This window comes from Candidatus Nitrohelix vancouverensis (genome assembly GCA_015698305.1).
Classification (GTDB): Bacteria; Nitrospinota; Nitrospinia; order Nitrospinales; family VA-1; genus Nitrohelix; species Nitrohelix vancouverensis.
In genome coordinates this window covers 2,700,409-2,719,150 of the sequence record CP048620.1, presented here as the reverse complement: position 1 = coordinate 2,719,150, position 18,742 = coordinate 2,700,409, and the positions used below count along the sequence as shown (strand labels likewise).

Annotated in this window: 17 protein-coding genes and 1 tRNA gene; 11 read left to right on the top strand and 7 right to left on the bottom strand. The window is 47.4% G+C overall.

The genetic code is table 11. From position 1 onward, the window contains the following. Positions 1-82 precede the first annotated feature (82 nt). From G3M78_12570 to G3M78_12560, 3 genes are all read left to right on the top strand, one after another. On the top strand, positions 83-1,201 hold the full coding sequence (locus G3M78_12570) for a response regulator (GenBank protein ID QPJ66181.1): 1,119 nt from the start codon (positions 83-85) through the stop codon (positions 1,199-1,201). 327 nt (positions 1,202-1,528) lie between these two features. Continuing rightward, positions 1,529-3,052, top strand: coding sequence for a response regulator (locus G3M78_12565; protein QPJ66180.1), 1,524 nt, complete (start codon positions 1,529-1,531; stop codon positions 3,050-3,052). A gap of 84 nt (positions 3,053-3,136) precedes the next feature. Continuing rightward, positions 3,137-4,279, top strand: coding sequence for a hybrid sensor histidine kinase/response regulator (locus tag G3M78_12560; GenBank protein QPJ66179.1), 1,143 nt, complete (start codon positions 3,137-3,139; stop codon positions 4,277-4,279). A 108-nt stretch (positions 4,280-4,387) separates the two neighbouring features. Here G3M78_12560 and G3M78_12555 read toward each other — a convergent pair whose 3' ends face one another. From G3M78_12555 to G3M78_12530, 6 genes are all read right to left on the bottom strand, one after another. Continuing rightward, positions 4,388-4,537, bottom strand: a complete 150-nt coding sequence (locus tag G3M78_12555; protein QPJ66178.1) for a transposase — start codon at positions 4,535-4,537, stop codon at positions 4,388-4,390. 141 nt (positions 4,538-4,678) lie between these two features. Further along, a complete protein-coding gene (locus tag G3M78_12550; protein ID QPJ66177.1) occupies positions 4,679-7,264 on the bottom strand; it encodes a response regulator in 2,586 nt (861 codons plus the stop codon). 38 nt (positions 7,265-7,302) lie between these two features. Beyond that, positions 7,303-7,704, bottom strand: a complete 402-nt coding sequence (locus G3M78_12545; protein QPJ66176.1) for a hypothetical protein — start codon at positions 7,702-7,704, stop codon at positions 7,303-7,305. A gap of 90 nt (positions 7,705-7,794) precedes the next feature. Then, positions 7,795-8,295, bottom strand: coding sequence for a hypothetical protein (locus G3M78_12540; GenBank protein ID QPJ66175.1), 501 nt, complete (start codon positions 8,293-8,295; stop codon positions 7,795-7,797). Positions 8,296-8,796: 501 nt separating this feature from the next. Further along, a tRNA-Met gene (locus tag G3M78_12535) sits at positions 8,797-8,870 on the bottom strand. Positions 8,871-9,020: 150 nt separating this feature from the next. Further along, on the bottom strand, positions 9,021-9,347 hold the full coding sequence (locus G3M78_12530; GenBank protein QPJ66174.1) for a YfhL family 4Fe-4S dicluster ferredoxin: 327 nt from the start codon (positions 9,345-9,347) through the stop codon (positions 9,021-9,023). 302 nt (positions 9,348-9,649) lie between these two features. On the opposite strand from G3M78_12530, the gene G3M78_12525 reads away from it, so the two are divergent. After that, on the top strand, positions 9,650-11,779 hold the full coding sequence (locus tag G3M78_12525; GenBank protein ID QPJ66173.1) for a peptide ABC transporter substrate-binding protein: 2,130 nt from the start codon (positions 9,650-9,652) through the stop codon (positions 11,777-11,779). A gap of 35 nt (positions 11,780-11,814) precedes the next feature. After that, on the top strand, positions 11,815-13,197 hold the full coding sequence (vsr, locus tag G3M78_12520; GenBank protein ID QPJ66172.1) for a DNA mismatch endonuclease Vsr: 1,383 nt from the start codon (positions 11,815-11,817) through the stop codon (positions 13,195-13,197). A gap of 113 nt (positions 13,198-13,310) precedes the next feature. Here vsr and G3M78_12515 read toward each other — a convergent pair whose 3' ends face one another. Beyond that, a complete protein-coding gene (locus G3M78_12515; GenBank protein ID QPJ66171.1) occupies positions 13,311-14,501 on the bottom strand; it encodes a VCBS repeat-containing protein in 1,191 nt (396 codons plus the stop codon). A gap of 100 nt (positions 14,502-14,601) precedes the next feature. Here G3M78_12515 and rpsF point away from each other — a divergent pair, with 100 nt between their 5' ends. The 6 genes from rpsF (at position 14,602) to dnaB (ending at position 18,737) form a co-directional block, all read left to right on the top strand. Continuing rightward, positions 14,602-15,033, top strand: a complete 432-nt coding sequence (gene rpsF / locus G3M78_12510) for a 30S ribosomal protein S6 (GenBank protein ID QPJ66170.1) — start codon at positions 14,602-14,604, stop codon at positions 15,031-15,033. Between the two features lie 2 nt (positions 15,034-15,035). Beyond that, positions 15,036-15,443 carry a single-stranded DNA-binding protein gene (gene ssb / locus G3M78_12505; protein ID QPJ66169.1) on the top strand — a complete coding sequence of 136 codons (408 nt, stop codon included), beginning with the start codon at positions 15,036-15,038 and terminating at the stop codon, positions 15,441-15,443. Between the two features lie 58 nt (positions 15,444-15,501). Continuing rightward, on the top strand, positions 15,502-15,738 hold the full coding sequence (gene rpsR, locus G3M78_12500) for a 30S ribosomal protein S18 (GenBank protein ID QPJ66168.1): 237 nt from the start codon (positions 15,502-15,504) through the stop codon (positions 15,736-15,738). Positions 15,739-15,740: 2 nt separating this feature from the next. Next, positions 15,741-16,694: a DUF2232 domain-containing protein gene (locus tag G3M78_12495; GenBank protein ID QPJ66167.1), complete on the top strand. Its 954-nt coding sequence runs from the start codon at positions 15,741-15,743 to the stop codon at positions 16,692-16,694. A gap of 33 nt (positions 16,695-16,727) precedes the next feature. After that, positions 16,728-17,240: a 50S ribosomal protein L9 gene (locus tag G3M78_12490; GenBank protein QPJ66166.1), complete on the top strand. Its 513-nt coding sequence runs from the start codon at positions 16,728-16,730 to the stop codon at positions 17,238-17,240. 96 nt (positions 17,241-17,336) lie between these two features. Then, a complete protein-coding gene (gene dnaB, locus G3M78_12485; GenBank protein ID QPJ66165.1) occupies positions 17,337-18,737 on the top strand; it encodes a replicative DNA helicase in 1,401 nt (466 codons plus the stop codon). Positions 18,738-18,742: the final 5 nt, after the last annotated feature.

Here is an 18,742-nt window from a genome sequence, read left to right as displayed (position 1 = left end):
ATGAGTACGAAAATTAACTCCGCTTTAAATGAAAGTGCGACTTTAGAGTTTGATGTGAACTGCAGGATGTGGGGAGCATGAAATGACTATCACAATTACAGAAGAAGATTATAAAAACTCAAAGATCCTCATCATTGACGATGAAATTGCAAATATAGCCCTTCTGGAGGTGATCCTGGAGCAACAGGATTATCACAATTACCGAAGCGTCAGTGATTCCAGAAACGCATTTGCGCTGTACGAAGAATTTCAACCAGATCTTGTATTGCTGGATTTGCGAATGCCCTATCTGAATGGATTTCAGGTGATGGCCGAGTTTCAAAAGTCTAAAAAAAATTCCTCTGTTCCAATCATGGTTTTAACAGCCGATCATGATTTTCATAACAGGGTCGAGGCGCTACAACAAGGCGCAAAAGATTTTTTAACCAAACCGTTAAACCCTGTCGAAGTGTCGCAACGGATTCGCAATCTTCTGGAAGTGCGCTTAATGAATGCGCGGTTGCAAAGACATAATTCTATTCTTGAAACTGCTGTTCGAAAACGAACGCGTGAATTGAGCGAGACGCGCCTGGAAATAATCAATCGTCTGGGCAGGGCGGGTGAATATCGAGACAATGAGACGGGTAACCATGTCATTCGTATAGGGCGGTTTTCTGCCAGTCTGGGAAAAGCAATGGGTTTAACCCCGGATCATTGCGAATTATTATTGAACTCAAGCCCGATGCACGATATCGGGAAGATCGGAATTCCTGATAGTATTTTGCTGAAACCTGGCCCTCTTGATGAAGCGGAGTGGGTGATTATGAAAAAGCACACTCTGTTCGGCGGTGAAATTTTTTCAGGCAACAATTCAGATGTGATCAGCGCCGCTCAATGTATCGCTCTGCAACATCACGAGAAATGGGATGGGTCCGGTTACCCTAATGGACTTAAGGAAGAAGACATTTCAGTGGATGCAAGAATAGTGGCCGTGTGTGATGTTTTTGATGCCCTCACTTCCATCAGGCCTTACAAGAAGGCGTGGCCCCTGGACGACGCGCTGGCATTCATTGAGAAAAACAGGGGAACTCATTTTGATCCCTGGGCGCTGGATAAATTCGTGGGGGTAGTACCTGAGTTTCTGGTAATCAAAGATGAGCTTACTGATGAGCATGTTGAAGATTCTGTGGGGCCGGAATGGGTGACTCACAAGGAAACCTAGAGCTATGAAGTTTTCTGACTGGAGCAGGCTCGTTAGAACAAGATACTGCGTTCAAACCATCTCCTGAACTTTAGTTTCGCGCATTATCACTTCGCGGGTCCCAGGACCCAACTTCATTAGATTTCAAAATTTGCTGGCAAGTATAACCATCGGATCTCTCTCCGTCCCTTCATATTCTCCGGAACCTGTTCTCGTGGGTGCGGATGTAACTAACAATCACCCGTGTTTATCTGGAGTGCCACCTTTGCTCAGGTTGAATCGATAGAGAAAAAATCAAAGTATTGATGAACTCTCATAGAGAGTTCGAAAATATAATTGAGGCGTATCGTGGTAACAGATGACAAACTTTTTAAATCGAAGATTCTAATCATAGACGACGAACAACCCAATGTAATTCTCCTTGAAGAACTACTTAATAATGAAGGATTTCATGATTTGTATAGCGTCCTGGATTCACGCAAGGCCATGGAATGTTACAGGACATTCATGCCGGATATCGTACTGCTTGATCTGCGTATGCCCCATGTTGATGGCATACAGATCCTTGAAGAGATAAAGAAGATTGGAGGCAAATCATTTATTCCTGTAGTTATTTTGACTGCCGAGAATGACAAGGATATCCGTTTGCGTGCTTTGAATATTGGCGCAACAGATTTTCTAAACAAGCCTATCGAGTACAAAGAAGTCATCGCGCGTATCAAAAACCTGCTCACCGTTCGGCATATGAGCAGTCATGTTGATAAACCGGAAGCAGACTCTGTTGATCACAGTAAATATCTCCATGATGTTCATCTCGATATGGTGCTTCGAATAGTGAGGTCTCAAAAGAACAAGGGAATTGGCTCGGGAAACCATATTATTCGTCTGAGCCATTACGCTAAACTCATCGCAAAACAATCCGGGTGCAAACATAATGTTTGCGAGAGTATCTTTAGAGCAAGCGCGTTTTATGATATTGGGAAAATAGGCGTGTCTGATCAGCTACTGCTTAAGAAGGGAAAGCTTTCTGGAGATGAGAAGATAATAATGCAAAATCATACAAGTTTTGGCGCTGATCTTCTTTCAGGAAGCGACAGTTTATTGATGAAATTGGCTTGTAACATTGCGCTCCAGCACCACGAAAGATGGGATGGAGCGGGTTACCCAAATCAGTTGAAGGGAGGCGCTATCAGCCTTGAAGCCAGGATCGTAGCCGTGTGCGATGTTTTTGATGCGGTGACTTCAACCAGACCCTATGCGGATGTTTGGTCTGTAGAAAAAGCGAGGAACTATATTGCCGAACAAAGTGCTAAACAGTTTGATCCTGATGTGGTTTCCGTTTTTATCAAATGTTTCCCAGAAATATTAAAGATATATAAACAATTTGAAGATGAGGATCGTACCGCATTTATAACGCATGGAAGCGCCGGGAAAATGGATAAGGAGATTATTGACAAGCTTCAGGTAATGCTTCCCAATACCCTTATCTCTGTTGAAGATTATCGTGTTTTAATTGTGGATGATTCCCGAGTAATGCGTCAGGTAATCAAAGGAATTCTGAAACAGCTGGGTTATCAGTTTACTAATTTGGTCGATGCGGATGGCGGGAATGCGGCCCTTTTGAAATTATCTCATAATAATTTTAATCTGGTTCTATCAGATTTGGTGATGCCTAAAATGGATGGATTGGAACTGCTTAAGGCTGTGCGATCGAATCCTCAAACAAAGGATGTCCCCTTCATTATGGTTTCTTGCGTGAATGATAAAGATAAAATTCAGGACGCTATCACAATGGGGGTGAATCAGTATCTTGTTAAACCTTTTAATGCGTACCAGCTTGAACAGAAAATCTGTCAAGCCTTGTGTAAGTGATGCGCTGTGTCTCTTTTAAAAGACAATGCACTGCCGTGTGTTTAATAGATTTCTTCAGCCATTCTTTAATGGATACATAATATTATGTTTCAGAATCATGAAGAATTGAAGGGCATGAAGATTCTTATTGTGGATGACACTTTGGAGAATCTCAATGTTTTGCGCAGTATCCTGAGCTCTAAAGGCTTCAATATTTACATTGCTACTAATGGTGAACTGGCATTGAAGCTCAGTGAGAAAACCATACCTGACTTGATCCTGCTGGATGTAATGATGCCAGGTATGAATGGCTTTGAAACATGTCAAAAATTAAAAGCCAACAGTGCAACAAAGGATATCCCTGTCATATTTGTCTCAGCGAAATCAGAGACCAGTGATATTGTGGATGGATTTTCCGTTGGAGGGGTTGATTATATTGTTAAGCCATTCAACATGGAAGAGGTGATTGTCCGGGTACATACACAACTCAAGCTGAAAAAGACTACTGAAGATTTAAAATTAGCGGTTGTACAATTGCATGCTGCTCAAAATGATAGTTTGGCAAAGTCAGAATTTTTGACTCGAATGAGTCATGAACTTAAGACGCCATTGAATGCTATTATTGGTTTTTCGGCATTAATGCAAAACAATCAGGATAATCTGACTCCAAAGCAGAATAAAAACATTAAATTTATTTCGGACGCTGGGAATCGCCTGCACAGTATAATTAAAGATATCCTGGATGTTTGTTTGTTGGAACCGAATGCCTACAAGATTTTCACAGCTAAAGTTGAATTGAATCCACTACTAGAAAATTCCATTTGTTCGATTAGGGAACTGGCCGAAACTAAGGGGATCCGTATCGGTCATGATTTTGATCTTAAGAAGAGTATTTTTGTGACAGGTGATGCGCAACGGATCAAGCAGATTCTTGATAGTTTGTTGATCAATGCCGTGAAATACAACAAGGAGCAGGGGAAGATTGATATTGGATTAATATCTTCTGAAAACGGGAAAGTAGTCATTTCAGTAGCGGATACAGGGGAAGGGATTCAAAGTTCGGACTATGATAAAATCTTTGAGCCTCTTTTTCGTTTAGAAAAACATCGCTCGCAAGTGTCAGGGCTGGGGCTTGGACTCACTCTTTCGAAAAAGTACATTGAGTTAATGGGGGGAGCGATTCAAGTCGAAAGCAAACCCGGGGAGGGAAGTTGTTTCAAGTTACAACTTCAAAAGTTTGTTAATTAATTTGATCAACTGATCTTCTTTTGGACAATTATATTTTTTATTTTTTGTTGCGTGTTGGGTCTCGGTTTTCAAGGCCCACGCGTTGACGCTGGCCTCCCACCTGAAAAGCTAATATTTCCTTATCCAGCTATTCGGTATTTCCTGTACTTTTGATAATCGCCCGAACACAGATGTGTCCAACACTTCGGTTTGATACGTTCGATTGAATCGTTCCACATGCAAGTCCTGAGTCTGTTCCCAAGGTTTGATAAACACCATCTTTATGCCATGAAGATCGGCCCCTCTATTCAGCGGGCCTTCTTCTTTAGCATTTCTCCTGTGCTGAAAGGCTATTCAAGGATTGTTGATCTTGCAATTGTGGGGAGGAGTCGAATGGGCTTCGAAGGGTAACGGAATGGTTCAATCCAGATCAGAGTCCGGGGAATTCTCTAGGGAGTTTAGTTTTACGAGAATTTGGGCGACCCCTTCCATGTCATATTTATTCATCAAAACTTTAAGATGTTTTGCTAAAATTTTATGATCTTTGTGGCTCTGTTCGAGTTCAGAAATTGATTTTTCCAGAAGGGTGATGTTGTAACGCTCGGTGGCTTCTTTCATTTGATTGAGCAAGCTTTCTGTTATATTCAGATTATTGAAATTGATTGCATCAATAGTTTCTTCTTCAGATTTTTCATTTACCTCTTCCTCGTAAACATATTGAAGGTTAAGGAGATTTTGAAGGCAAAGAAACAGTTGCTCCTCTGTGAATGGTTTTGAGATGTAATCATGGCAACCGATATCAACATAAGATTGCTTGTCCGCATCCAGCGCCGAGGCGGTGATGGATACGATTTTGAAACGATGTGGGCCAAATTCTTTGTTTATCAGTTCGACTGCTTTCTCTCCCCGCATTTGAGGCATTTGCATATCCATAAAGATGATGTCGGGGGAGTGGGCGCGGGTCATTTCAATCGCTTCAAAGCCGTCGCCCGCCTCGATAACGTCAATGCCGACGTCAGATAAAAGCATTGACAGTACATCGCGGTTTTCTTTCACGTCATCCACAACCAGAGCTTTGTAATGGCGACCTTCGACTATTTTCAGAACCTTGCCGGGAAGTGAATTGGGTTTCACAACTTCAGTGTTCGCCTGAGGGAGGCGGATATTAAAATAAAACCGCGAGCCGACGCCAATCTGTGACTCAAGATGCAAATCAGAACCCATCAGAGCCAGTTGTTTTTTTGATATAGCCAGACCCAGGCCGGTCCCACCCTTTTGCGCTCCTGACTCTTCCTGACCGAATGGTTCAAAAATGGTCTCCTGAGCCGAAGGAGGGATTCCCGGCCCGGTGTCTGTTACCTCAAACAGGAAAGTGTCACCCTCTAAAGGACTGACCCTCAAAGAGACTTCTCCTGCATCCGTGAATTTCACTGCATTGCCAATGAGATTGATCAAAACTTGTCGTAACTTTGTTTCATCGCCTGTAACGTTAAATTCCTTGTGCAGTGGGTTGAATGTCCAGAGCAGTTTTTTTTGCCTGCAACGTAGGGTGAAGAGTTTGGCTAATTCATCCAGACATTGGTTCAACTCAAATACAGATGGATTGAGTTCCATTTTGCCCGCTTCGATTTTTGAAATATCGAGAATTTCGTTGATCAGGGTAAGCAAATTCTTACCACTACTGTCGATCGTTTCAATAGACTCCCTGGTTTGTTGAGTCAGGTCCTTTTTGCGCAGGAGGATTTGCGAATAACCAAGGATTGCATTCATGGGCGTCCGTATTTCATGGCTCATATTTGCGAGAAATAAAGACTTGGCATGGTTTGCCTGTTCGGCGACCTCCGTGGCCTTGAGCAGAGCTATTTGATTTTCTCTTTGCTTCCATGTCAGCCCGATGACAGCGCAGGCAGACAGGAAAAGAAGCGCGAAAATTTGGTAAAATAATTTCTTCACAGCAAACAAATCTTTGTAGGCCTCATCGTAATTTATCTCGCTGGCGACGCCGAAGCCGAATTCTGACATCCAGCTCCATACGCCAACGACCTTGACGCCTCGATAATCGCGATAGCCTTCAATGTCAAAACCGGAATCCCTGTTAATCGCGCTTTTCGCCATGCGGGTTAAGGGCTGATCCTCTGTTTTGAGATCGGGCTTAAATCCTTCGAGAAGATTGCCGCCAGGATCGGTGAGTTTTATTTTCAGGATCGACGTGTCTGATGCCTCCATAAGACCTTGAGTGTGAAAATAATCTTCAAATCGCGTTTGGGTAATCATCCTCCCGTCAGCGTCGAAAGCATAGGTTTCTCCGCTCTTGCCAAATTGGGAAATACTGAATATTTCTGTGAATTCGGAATCAGCTCGGAGATAGAGGACTAGTATTGCTGATAGGTCGCCATTGGAAAGATAAATCGGGGTTCCAACGATTATCGTCGGAATTCCCTTGCGATAAACTCCCTCCCGATCGGGTAGCGGTTTCTGGCTGACAAGTGGGATAGACGTCGTTGTATTACCAAGGCGGACCAGTTCTAACAGGCGCGCTCCTTCTGGAGTATTGACCAGCCATCGGCTCTCAGTATTGTTCTGCGCATCCATTCCTATCTCAGAGCCGTCAGCAGTCAGGAGGCTAAACTCAATGAATTGAGAATATTGCAAGTGTGAATCCATGTAGTTTTTAAAATTCTTTATCTCTATGGAATTGTCAGGAAGGGATGTGCCGCCTTCGTTGGTATCCTCCAGGTTCATGAGAGCTAAAACATGGTTTTTCAGTTTTTGTTCAGAAGCGATAGCCGCGGCATTGGATTGAATTCCATGTTCCCAGATTTTAATCATCTTTACAGATAGGGGTAGCCTCTTGCTCAAATGCCCAAGGGTCTGGGTTTTTATTGTTTCCTCGATACTGGAAATCGTAAACCAGCCAAAGGTCCCAATTAAAATCATAAAACCAAAGGCAAAAATAAGAACATTGGTGAGGCTGATTGCAGATAGTTTGTAAATTTTTCTGGTCATTTCATTATAATTTTCCAATCACATCAGCTAATCGACATTCAATAGTCGGAATTTTCACTGCCCAGAGACAACATGAAATCGACAAGTTCTCTCTTCTCAGTGTTAGATAATCCAATGGGAGAGATAAACGGGCTTTTAATCGGGTCGTCATTTCCGCCCATATCATAAAATTCGACCACATCCTTAAGTGTTTTAAAGATTCCGTTATGCATATAGGGAGCAGTTTGGGGGATATAACGCAGTCCCGGAGTTTTATATGATCGCAGGTGAAATAATTCGCCGGTTACTTTTTTCCGACCGATATCCCCCTGATCAGGAGGAAAATCGGGCACCCCGATATTGTGGAACTGGGCGTCGGTCAATCTTGGACCGTTGTGACAAATGGAACATTTAGCCTTTCCAAAAAATAATCGCATACCTCTGACAGCAGAAGGCGACATGGCTGATTTATCCCCCTTGCCATAAAGATCATAAGGCGTATCTTTGGTGACGAGCGTTCGTTCAAATGTGGCTATCGCTTGCGCAATTCTTTATGCGGTAATTTCAGGACTGCCATATGCCGCCTCGAACAAGGGAGGGTATTCAGGCAGGGCGCTCAGTTCTACGATCAGTTCCGGGAGTGATTGATTCATTTCAAAAGGATCCTGAATGGGCATTAAAGCCTGCTCCTCCAAACTGGCGGCGCGACCATCCCAGAACTGAGAGCGACTGAAACCGCTGTTCCATATAGTTGGGGAATTGCGACCCAGTTCTTGACCGTCGATTCCAATGGCTCTGGGTTTTCCATCAGTCCAGTTCTCTTCCTTGAGGTGGCAGGTTGAGCAACTGACTTTATTGTTGCCGGACAGGCGGGTATCGAAAAACAGGGCCGAACCCAATGCTTCTTTTTCCGGACTCGGGGGATTGTCTGCAGGGTAAGGGATGGGAGGGAGAGGCTCGTAAGTCAAAGCCCATGCATTCAAACATCCTAAAAAAATTGTTTGAATGATAATTCCAAAGAAAATCTTGGTTGAATAATTGATTGCCATCATAGACGTCGCCTACAGATAAGTTCTGCGTTAACGATTACACGGCTTTGCGCGAGTTTCTATTCTCCGAAACCCAATTTTATTCAATATTTATATAAGGACTGCGGTCTTTCCAAAATTGTTCGCTAACGAAACTCTCCTGATTCTATGTTGATCGGAACCGATACTTATCTGCACTCATAATTTATTGAAGATTCTAATGTATAGTAACTTAAAATGTAAGATTACAAGCTAATAATATGCAATATAAATAATCACGATTCTCCTTGCGGAGCAAGCGCCTGATTCAGTGGAGTTGGTTTTGCAGAAGAAATCTAAATAAGCCGCTCTCTGGCCAGACTATTGGGAGTATTTATTTGATACTCGAATATAATTTCGCCGGCGACATGAGAAAACGTGTAGGTATACCCTTAATTAAAAGACTGTCCGGTAGAAGGAAGGATTAGGGCTTGAATAACAATTAAAAAAGGACTTACGAACGATTTCGTAAGTCCTTGATATGAGTAGCGGGGGCCGGATTTGAACCGACGACCTTTGGGTTATGAGCCCAACGAGCTACCAGGCTGCTCCACCCCGCATCGATTGCGTTGCAATTTCTTGACTGGTGAGCCAACACTATACCGGATAGGGAGGCTTGTCAAGGAATGTTGTTAAGAAATTGAAATAAAAGAAATAAAGGCGGCCTGAAGGGGAACCTATGTTCCCTCAGGCCGCCTTGGAAAACCTGATTAGAGGTTTGCGTTTTTTCGGTCGGGATTACGATGAGGGGAGGTCTCAGCGTTCAAGTCATCCAGAGACGGGAATGAATCGTCAGGATGCAAGGTCTGAGCGCGCGCCAGAAGCTCTTCTTCGCTTTCCACGCGTTCTTCATCGGGAATACAACAGTCAACCGGGCAGACTTCCTGGCAGGCTTCTTCGCCATGAAAACCTACGCACTCGGTGCAGAGTTCAGGAGCGATTACGTAGTAATCTTCACCCTCGGTGATTGCGCCGTTGGGACATTCTGGTTCGCATACTCCACAGTTAATACATTCATCAGTAATAAGGGTGGCCATTGTGCTTTCCTTCCACTAGAAATTTATAAAAATAAACCGAACCTACTTAATAAAATAACGGAATTTAAACTGTTTGTTTTTTTTGAACTGGCTCATCCAACCAAAAGAATTGATTTAAGAGTCCAAACTTAATATAAAAATGTCTGGATCAAGTCAAGACTTTTTTGGAAGCAAATTCTATCAATTCGTTTTGGCCCCTTCAAACCATTTTTAAGAAAGCGCTTAAATATAGTAGTTAAACGGCCTCAAGGGGAGTAATCTTAAACGAAAAGATTCATTCAATGATTCAATACGATTTTTAAATGATTGTCAAACGGATTCTTATATTTGTTCCGCTCGGTTTTACACTGCTTTTATTGCAATCGTTTTTCTGGGCGCCCACCTACGACCGGCAGGCGACGAGCAATCCTGAGCGTCTGGTTAAATTCATCAACGGGTCTTCTGGCGACGCGCAGATACTGAATCCCATCCTGAGCGCGGATACCGCCAGTAGCGAGATCAATGATCTGGTGTTCGAGGGCTTGCTGGATCTGGACGATCAGCTGGATTACAGGGCGCGCCTGGCTTCTTCCTGGAAGCAATATGAGGAGGCCTATCTGTATGTCAGCGAAGCCCGGCTCGCTGAATTGACGGGTGGTGAGGCGTCTCCCCGGGACTGGCGGGAGATTTTCCGGCGCTGGCTACCGGGCATGGATCGCTGGCATGACGCGATCCTTTCCATCTCCCTGCAAGCGCCTTCTGTGGAAGAGGGATCGTTCGATCATGTTTTATCTGATGCCCCGGCTTCCGACGAAAACAAAGCGGAGACGGTGGCCTACGAATTACGACGTCCTGCGCGCTTCAAATTTGTCTTGAAAGAGATCAATCAGGACTTCTTCATTCCCATCCAGAAAAAGCTGGGCGAGGCCTATTTCGATCAATTCCCTTATGAGCGTCATGTTTTGCCGAAGGACACAGCTCAGGCGCCCATCCTTGCGACCCGATATGAAGAGTTACTGCCGCTGGTTGAACACAATCCGGTCATCGAGTTCACTCTTCGCAAGGGCGTTTTGTTTCATGACGGTCATGAATTCGATTCGGGCGATGTGTTGTTTACGTTTCAGGCCTTGATGGACCCCAAATCGATTTCCCCGCGACGTTCGGACTATGAGCCGGTCAAATCTGCGGAGGTGATGGGGCCTCATAAAATCCGTTTCGTTTACAAGAGATTGTTCTCGCCAGCCGTCAACTCCTGGTTCATGGGCATCCTGCCGGAGCATTTATTGAACGCGGCGGCTCTGGCTGAGGAAGCTAAAGAGGTGGGGAAAGACCCTGCCGAGTTCAGCATTCGCGACAGTCGATTGAACCGTCAGCCGATAGGGACGGGCCCCTTTTTGTTTGGGGAATGGAAATCCGACCAGTTTGTTCGCCTCCTGCGCAATGAGAATCACTGGGAGGGCGCGCCGGAATACAAGGAGTACGTCATGCGCATCATCCCCGATCCTCTGACTCAGGAGATGGAGTTTTATTCAGGCGCGGTTGATGATTATTCCGTTCTGCCGCATCAGGTGGCGCGCTTGAAGCACGATCCGCAGTATCAGAATTTTTCCAGTCTGCGCGGCTTCTATTCGTACATTGGCTATAATGTTCGCAATCCCCTGTTCGAGTCTGCCGAGATTCGCAAGGCTTTGGGGATGGCCATCGACATGCAGGCCATCATCGAATACGTTCTGTATGGAGAAGGCGAGCGCGTCTCCGGTCCCTATCCTAAAATTTCCGACTGGTACGACCCGTCGGTCGATCCGCTCCCCTACGATCTTGAAGGCGCGCTCGCAATCTTTGAGCGCGAGGGCTGGAAACGCAATGCCGAGGGTTACCTGGAGAAGGACGGAAAAATTTTCGAGTTCAATCTGATCACCAATAACGGCAACCCGATCCGAAAGAATATTCTGGCGATTGCGCAGAACAGCTGGAAGAAAATCGGCGTCAAATGCAATACCCAGTTATTTGAATGGGCGGTGTTCCTGAAAGATTTTGTCAACTCCCTCAAGTTCGACGCGGTGGTTCTGGGCTGGAGCATGGGGCTGGACCCTGACTTGTATCAGCTCTGGCATTCCAGCCAGACCGAACCGGGGCAACTCAATTTTGTCGGCTACAAAAACCCGGAAGCGGATCGACTGATCGAGCGCATTCGCAAGGAGTACGACAAGGACAAGCAGATCGTCATGACGCATGAACTGCATCGCATGATCGCGCGCGACCAACCTTATACGTTTTTATACACCGCCAAATCGACGCGATTGCTGGACAAGAAAATCGTCATTGTGAACCGCGACGAGGCGGGCGGCGAAAGCTACCAGAAAATCTATCCCACCAAGGATGGACGCATCAATTATTATTTCAGTAAATGGCGCAAGCTGGAACAGGCGCCGCAATTCATCCCTCAGGGTTAGCGCGAGCCTGCGCTGGTTTGCCCCTACCTGCCTATATGTCTGAAACGAGTTCCAAAATAGAACCTGAAAAAATCCTGCGCTTTGTCGATTTGTTCTGCGGCATTGGCGGTTTTCGCTTTGCCATGAGCGCCGTGGCGCAGAAACGCAAGATCAAGGCCGAATGCGTTTTTTCCAGCGATATCGACGCCAACGCGCGTAAAGCCTATGAAGCGAATTTTGGTCACGCGCCAAACAGCGACATCACCCTGTTCAATGAAAACGACATTCCCGACTGCGACTTGCTGTTCGCAGGATTTCCCTGCCAGCCTTTCAGTATCATCGGCAAGCGCAAAGGCTTTGAAGACACGCGCGGCACCTTGTTCTTTGATATTGCGCGCATCCTGCAAAAGAAACGTCCCGCCGCATTTGTCCTGGAAAACGTCAAACAACTGGTGCGTCACCAGAACGGCGCCACCTTCGAACGTATTGTTTCGGCCTTGAAGGACATGGACTATCGGGTCGAGTATCGCGTATTGAACGCTCTGGATTTTGGCCTGCCGCAAAAACGCGAGCGCGTGTTCATCGTGGGAGTGAAAGACGATGCGCCCTTTGGCTGGCCCGAAGGAAATAAGACGATGCGTCCGCTTGCTGAATTTCTGGAAAGGGATGTGGAAGCGAAACATTTTGCGACCTCAACCATTCAGGGCAATCGCAACAGAAAGCATCGTTCCCTTCACCAGCCGGGAATCTGGCATGAGAACAAGTCCGGGAACGTGACCTCTTATCCTTACGCCTGCGCCCTGCGCGCAGGGGCTTCTTATAATTATCTTCTGGTGGACGGCAAGCGACGCCTGACGCCGAGAGAAATGTTGCGGCTTCAGGGCTTCCCGGACAGTTTCAAAATTGTCTGTTCTGATTATCAAACGCGCAAGCAAGCGGGCAATGCGGTGGCGGCTCCTGTGGTTGCGGCGATTCTAGACGCTCTGGTTCCGAGGTTATTGGGGCTTGAAGAGCCGACACGCTCGACGGATGGAAGCGATTGTTTTTCCACGGAAGAGCGATCCCGGATCATGCGCTCCGTCAAATCGCGCGACAACCGCTCCACCGAGCTTGGCTTGACGGCGATATTTCGCGAGAGAAAAATCACGGGCTGGCGCCGGAATTACAAATTACCGGGCAAGCCGGATTTTGTGTTTCCCGCGCAACGCATCGCCCTGTTCGCCGATGGTTGTTTCTGGCACGGGCATCCCTGCAGGAACATCACGCCTCGACAAAATGCCGAATACTGGCAGAAAAAAATCAAGCGAAACAAACAGCGCGATAAGGAAGTGACGAAACAGCTTGAGGGCAAGGGATGGCAGGTGGTGCGAATTTTCGAATGCAAGATACGCAAAAAACAACTTCCGCGAAAATTCTTGCAGGCGCTCAAATCCTCCTGAAGCACAGTCCAGGACCCGACTGAGGCGCCACATTGGCCTTACTGAAAAATGCGGCGTTGCAAATAGACTGCCACTATTGAAGAGTCCTGCGATGCGCGCTTTGAAAACTGGCGTTATTGAAAAATGCGGCGTTGCAGGTAGACTTCCACCGTTCCCTTGAAATTGCTGGCGACGGCGACATCGAGCAGACCGTCGTCGTTGTAGTCCGCGCTTGTGATCGCCAGCGGCGTGCCGCCGTCGACGATATAATCGCGGGTGGGGAAGATGAACCCTCCATCCTTGCGGCGAATGATCAGGGAAAAATTACTGCTTCTGGAATTAGCCACGGCAACGTCGGGGAGATCGTCGTCGTTGAAATTGCCCGCCGTCAGACCAAAAGGGCCGCCGCCTCCAGAGAAAGATTGCTCCGCTTCAAACGAACCATCGCCTTTGGAGAGGGCCAGATACATATTGTCTCCTTGCCCGGCGGTGAAGACCAGATCATTCCTGCCGTCCTGGTTCATATCGTGAGCAATGACCGATAGCGGAACGCGGTTGGCGGCAAGCGTGAGCGGGCCGGAGAAGGTGCCGTCGCCATTGCCCTGGAATAACTTGATTCCGCTTGAATTTGAACTGCTGGTCGCGAGAACGATTTCCGCGATGCCGTCGCCATCGAAATCCTCCGCCAGTCCTGAAAAGGAACGCGAGCCGGTTAAATAGCTGGCTCCTTTTTTGAAATAGCCCGCGCCCCGGCCCAGATAGATTTCCATCTTGTCGAAGGTCAGAGTCGTCGCAACATCGAGAATGCCGTCGTTATTCAGATCGGCTACGATCATCCCCAGTGGAACGGTCCCGGTTTTTTGCGATAACAATCTGGGGGAAAAGCCCTCTTTGGAACTGAATACGATGGAGAATCGGTCCGAGCCGCGCGAGTTCACGGCAATATCAGGAAAGCCGTCCTGGTTGAAATCGCCGACAGCAAGAGCCGTGGGTTCCGCATGCACGGAAATCGTTTGAGCTATCTTGAAGGTTCCGTCACCCTTACCGGGTAAGAAGGTGAGGGTGGAATCCTTGGAATTGGCGCTGACGATATCCTGGTAGCCATCCTGATTGAAATCAGCGGAAACCAGAGACGAGGGGCCTTTGCCAACGGGAATCACATTGTATTTGTAAAGCGTTGGCGGAGGCGGCGAGGGCAGTTGAAAATTACAGGCCGCAACAAAGGCGCATATCAACAGGAGCCAGAGAGGATTTTCAGGTGAAAATCCCGGTTTTACAAAGATTCCTGCTGATGTTTCTGCGATCCGGCGGCGAATTTCTCTCATAAGCCTTGATTTTAACTCAAACGTATGTAAAAATTCATGTTTTTCCAATCCCTCGCTTCGATTCATTCAATCGGGGCTTTCACCCAAGAGGAGACCTATCTTGAGATCTTACCAAAGCGTACTCATTCTTAAACCTGATTTAGACGACACCCTCGTTGAAAAAGCCGCTGAAAAAGTTGACGGCTATTTCAAGAAGTATGGCGGCGAAACCCTTAGCGTTGAAAACTGGGGAAAGAAACGACTGGCCTACCGGGTTCGAAAAAATCGGTTTGGTATTTATTTGAATATTTATCACACCTGCGAAAACGAAAAACTCGACGAGCTGGAAAAAGAATATTCTCTGAACGAAAACATCATCAAATTCATGGTCATTCGATTGACCGACAAGGAACTGGAACGCGCTCTTGCACGCATTGCAGAGGCGGGTAAACCTGCCGAAGAGGGTGAAGAATCCGATTCTGACGACGATGACAAAAAAGATGATAAAGAAGCGAAAAAAGAAACAGTAAAGGAAGGGAGCGATGATTCCTGACAATGGCTAGCTTTAACAAAGTACTGCTCATGGGGAATCTGACACGCGATCCCGAACTCAGGTACACAGCCAGCGGAGCGGCCGTGGCCAGCTTCGGCATTGCCGTCAACCGTAAGTTCAAGCAGGGCGACGAATGGAAAGACGACGTCTGCTTTGTTGATATTACGGTCTGGGGCAAGCAAGGAGAAAACTGCGCGGAATATCTGAGTAAGGGCCGACCCGTATTTATTGAGGGATATCTGCGTTTTTCGAGTTGGGAAGGCGATGGCGGCCAGAAGCGCAACAAGCTGGATGTGACTGCCAACACGGTTCAGTTCCTTGGCGGTCGCGGCGACGGGCAAAGATCGGGTCCCAACGATCCAGGCGATTCTTCAGGCATGCCGCCCGGCGACGACGACGTCCCTTTTTAAAAAAAAATAAAATAATCTGCGAGCGTTTTGAACGCTCCCTAACATAGTGGATGGATCTATGACTTATACGAAGAAAAGAGCTTTTTTTGCGCAAAAGATTTGCCGATTCTGTTCTGAGAAATTAGAGCATATTGATTTCTTTGATGTGAAATTGTTGAAACCCCTGGTGTCTGAACGCGGCAAGATCATCCCTTCGCGGATCTCTGGTAACTGCGCGAAGCATCAACGACAGCTGACCAATGCAGTCAAGCGCGCGCGCAATATTGCCTTACTGCCTTTTTCGGTAGAACGCTGACCTTGCAAAAACCGTTCGATCCGAGAGCGATCCTGGTTCCCTTTGCTCTTGTTTTAGGTTTATTGACGGTTACGGCGTTTGCCCCGGCTTTGGGGATGATGACGGGTATTTTCACGCCCTTGCCGATCATCTGGGTGTCGTTACGCTTTGGCATGAAACCGGGCGCTGTGATGGCGGGTCTGGTTCTGGTGTCGCTGGTTTTTGTTGCGGGACCCTTGCCAGCGTTCCTGTTCTTTGCGGAATATGGAATTCTTGCGCTGATTTTATCGGAAGGCGTCCGTCAGGGACAACCCTTTGACCGATGCATCGCGTTTTCTGCGCTGGGCGCAACGGTGATTTCCATTCTCCTGCTGTTTTTTGTATTGGGAGAACAGAACGAGAGCTTTTCAAGTTTCTTCAAGGATCGGGTGGACAGTCACATCGCTCAATCCATGGAAGCCTTGAAATCCATGGGAGAGAGTCCGGCTGATCTGAAGCTCATGCAGGAGTTTTCGGTCACAGTTTCGGAGTTGTTCACCCAGTCCTATCCGGCGATACTGTTGATCGGTTCTTTGGTGACGGCGAGTTTGAATTATGTGATGGCGCAGTTCATCAGTCGGCGTCTGCATTTGGGTTTTAATTTTCACCCCGGAAAATATTCCGAATGGGTGGCCCCGGAACAAGCGGTCTGGGCTTTGCTGGCATCGGGCGGCGCCGTGGCGATGGGCGATCCTTTCGCGGCGGTGGGCATGAATGTCTTTTTGGTGGCTTTGGTTGTTTATTTTGCCCAGGGCCTTTCCATTGTGGTGCATTTTCTGGAAACGCGAAATGTTCATGCGGTGTTTTGGGGTTTTGTTTTTTTATTGATCTTGTTTCAGCCTATTTTGATGGGAATCATTATTGGAATGGGCGTTTTCGATTTGTGGGCCGATTTCAGAAAATTGAAATCGCCTCCTATAGATCCCGATACGGTTTAAAGGCTATTTAAAATATAAGGAGCTGGATTCTCGATGAAGCTATTATTAAAGGAAGATGTGGGCGGTCTCGGTATTTGCGGAGACGAAGTTGAAGTGAAAGACGGTTACGGTCGCAATTATCTTGTTCCGCAGGGCAAGGCGATTCTCGCGACGCCTAAGAACATGAAGCAGTTCAATCATCAAAAGAGCATCGTTCAGGCGCGCGTGAAAAAAGCCATTGTGGAAGCGGAAGAGCGCGCTAAGGAATTGTCTGCGCTGTCTTGCGTGATCACCAAAAAAGTCGGCGATCAGGGCAAATTGTTCGGCGCCGTGACGGCTCAGGACATTGCCGATTGCGTGCATGCACTGGGAGCGGCTCTGGATCGAAAGAAAATTCAGATGGGCGATCCTATTAAAACGCTTGGCGATTTTCAGGTGGTCTACAAGTTGCACCCGAAAGTGACCGCGCAGATCAAGGTTTCTGTTGTCGCTGAAAACGTCGTCGAAGAAGTCAGCGCAGAAGCGACTGAAGAAGCGACCGAAGAAAAAAATGAGGCGGAGGCGTAAATCGCCTCTTTGCTTTTTGCGATTCCGACGGCTTTAAAACCGTGCATTAATTAACCCGCCTCGCCAGTTACAGGGCGAGGCGACCCATCCTGAACCATGCCGGAATCTGTTGCTCAAATTGCTCTGAACAAACTGCCTCCATACAATTTGGAGGCAGAGCAAAGCGTTTTGGGCGCCTGCCTGAAATCCAACGAAGCCTTCGCGCGCGGACTGGAAATCCTGTCCGAAGATGATTTCTACAAATCATCCCACCAGAAAATTTTCGCCTCAATGCGCAGGTTGTTTGAGGAGAACACCCCCATCGATATTCTGACCCTGACGGAACGACTGCGTCAGGACAAGGGGTTTGACGAAGCTGGAGGGCTGGAATACCTGGGCTTCCTTGAAGACGCCGTACCCACCGCTTCGGCGATCACGCATCATGCGCAGATCGTCAAGCAAAAGAAAATCCTGCGAGATTTGATCCAGACGGCGAATGAGATCGTCTCGAACAGCTACAATGAATTCGAGTCGGTTGAGGAAATTCTGGACAAGGCGGAGAAGTCCATCTTCGAAATTTCAGACAAACGGACCTCGCGAAATTTTGCCGGCATCTCGGAAGTTGTAAAACATAATATCCATTCCGTCGTCAAGCTGTCGCAGGCTCCGGGCATTGTCACCGGCGTGGCGACCGGATTTCTTGATCTGGACCGGCTGACCACAGGATTGCAGCCCACAGACTTGATCATTCTCGCGGGTCGTCCCAGTATGGGCAAGACGAGTTTTGCTTTGGATATCGCCCGTCACGCGGCTCTGCATGCGAAAGCCGGAACGGCGATCTTCAGTCTGGAAATGTCCAAGGAGCAATTGGTCAATCGCATGCTGTGCGCAGAAGCGCGCGTCGATTCAAATAAGTTGCGCACCGGTTATCTTGCAAAGAGCGATTGGCCCAAAATACATAACGCAGGCGGTCGATTGGCGGAGGCCAGTATTTTTATTGATGACAGCGGCTCCTTGTCCGGGCTGGAAATTCGCGCGCGCGCCCGTCGGCTTGCGGCGGAGCATCCGCTGGGACTGATCATCGTGGATTACCTGCAACTCATGCATTCGCCGGGAAGCAAGGACAACCGGCAACTGGAAATTTCTGAAATTTCCCGGGGGCTGAAATCGCTTGCCAAGGAACTGGGAATCCCGATCATCGCTCTGTCGCAGTTGAGTCGCGCCGTTGAAAGCAGAACGGACAAACGACCTTTGCTTTCCGACCTTCGAGAGTCTGGCGCCATCGAGCAGGATGCCGATGTCGTCATGTTCATTTACCGCGATGAAGTTTATAATCAGGAAACCCCGGATGTGGGGATTGCAGAGATTTTGATTCGCAAGCAACGTAACGGCCCGATCGGCGATGTTCGGCTTGGCTTCGAGAATCAGTTCACCCGCTTCCACAATCTGAGCGACCGCGAGGACGCGCCGCCCAATCTGGATCGTCCACCGGTCGATGACAGCGACGTTCCTTTCTAATAGCT

Bases quoted from the DNA above. Each gene is read 5' to 3' on its own strand.
- G3M78_12545 (QPJ66176.1), bottom strand. From the start codon at position 7,704: ATGTCGCCTTCTGCTGTCAGAGGTATGCGATTATTTTTTGGAAAGGCT.
- G3M78_12540 (QPJ66175.1), bottom strand. From the start codon at position 8,295: ATGATGGCAATCAATTATTCAACCAAGATTTTCTTTGGAATTATCATT.
- G3M78_12490 (QPJ66166.1), top strand. From the start codon at position 16,728: ATGAAGCTATTATTAAAGGAAGATGTGGGCGGTCTCGGTATTTGCGGA.
- vsr (QPJ66172.1), top strand. From the start codon at position 11,815: ATGTCTGAAACGAGTTCCAAAATAGAACCTGAAAAAATCCTGCGCTTT.
- G3M78_12570 (QPJ66181.1), top strand. From the start codon at position 83: ATGACTATCACAATTACAGAAGAAGATTATAAAAACTCAAAGATCCTC.
- G3M78_12555 (QPJ66178.1), bottom strand. From the start codon at position 4,537: ATGGTGTTTATCAAACCTTGGGAACAGACTCAGGACTTGCATGTGGAA.
- dnaB (QPJ66165.1), top strand. From the start codon at position 17,337: ATGCCGGAATCTGTTGCTCAAATTGCTCTGAACAAACTGCCTCCATAC.
- rpsR (QPJ66168.1), top strand. From the start codon at position 15,502: ATGACTTATACGAAGAAAAGAGCTTTTTTTGCGCAAAAGATTTGCCGA.
- G3M78_12525 (QPJ66173.1), top strand. From the start codon at position 9,650: ATGATTGTCAAACGGATTCTTATATTTGTTCCGCTCGGTTTTACACTG.
- G3M78_12515 (QPJ66171.1), bottom strand. From the start codon at position 14,501: ATGAGAGAAATTCGCCGCCGGATCGCAGAAACATCAGCAGGAATCTTT.
- ssb (QPJ66169.1), top strand. From the start codon at position 15,036: ATGGCTAGCTTTAACAAAGTACTGCTCATGGGGAATCTGACACGCGAT.
- G3M78_12560 (QPJ66179.1), top strand. From the start codon at position 3,137: ATGTTTCAGAATCATGAAGAATTGAAGGGCATGAAGATTCTTATTGTG.
- G3M78_12530 (QPJ66174.1), bottom strand. From the start codon at position 9,347: ATGGCCACCCTTATTACTGATGAATGTATTAACTGTGGAGTATGCGAA.
- G3M78_12550 (QPJ66177.1), bottom strand. From the start codon at position 7,264: ATGACCAGAAAAATTTACAAACTATCTGCAATCAGCCTCACCAATGTT.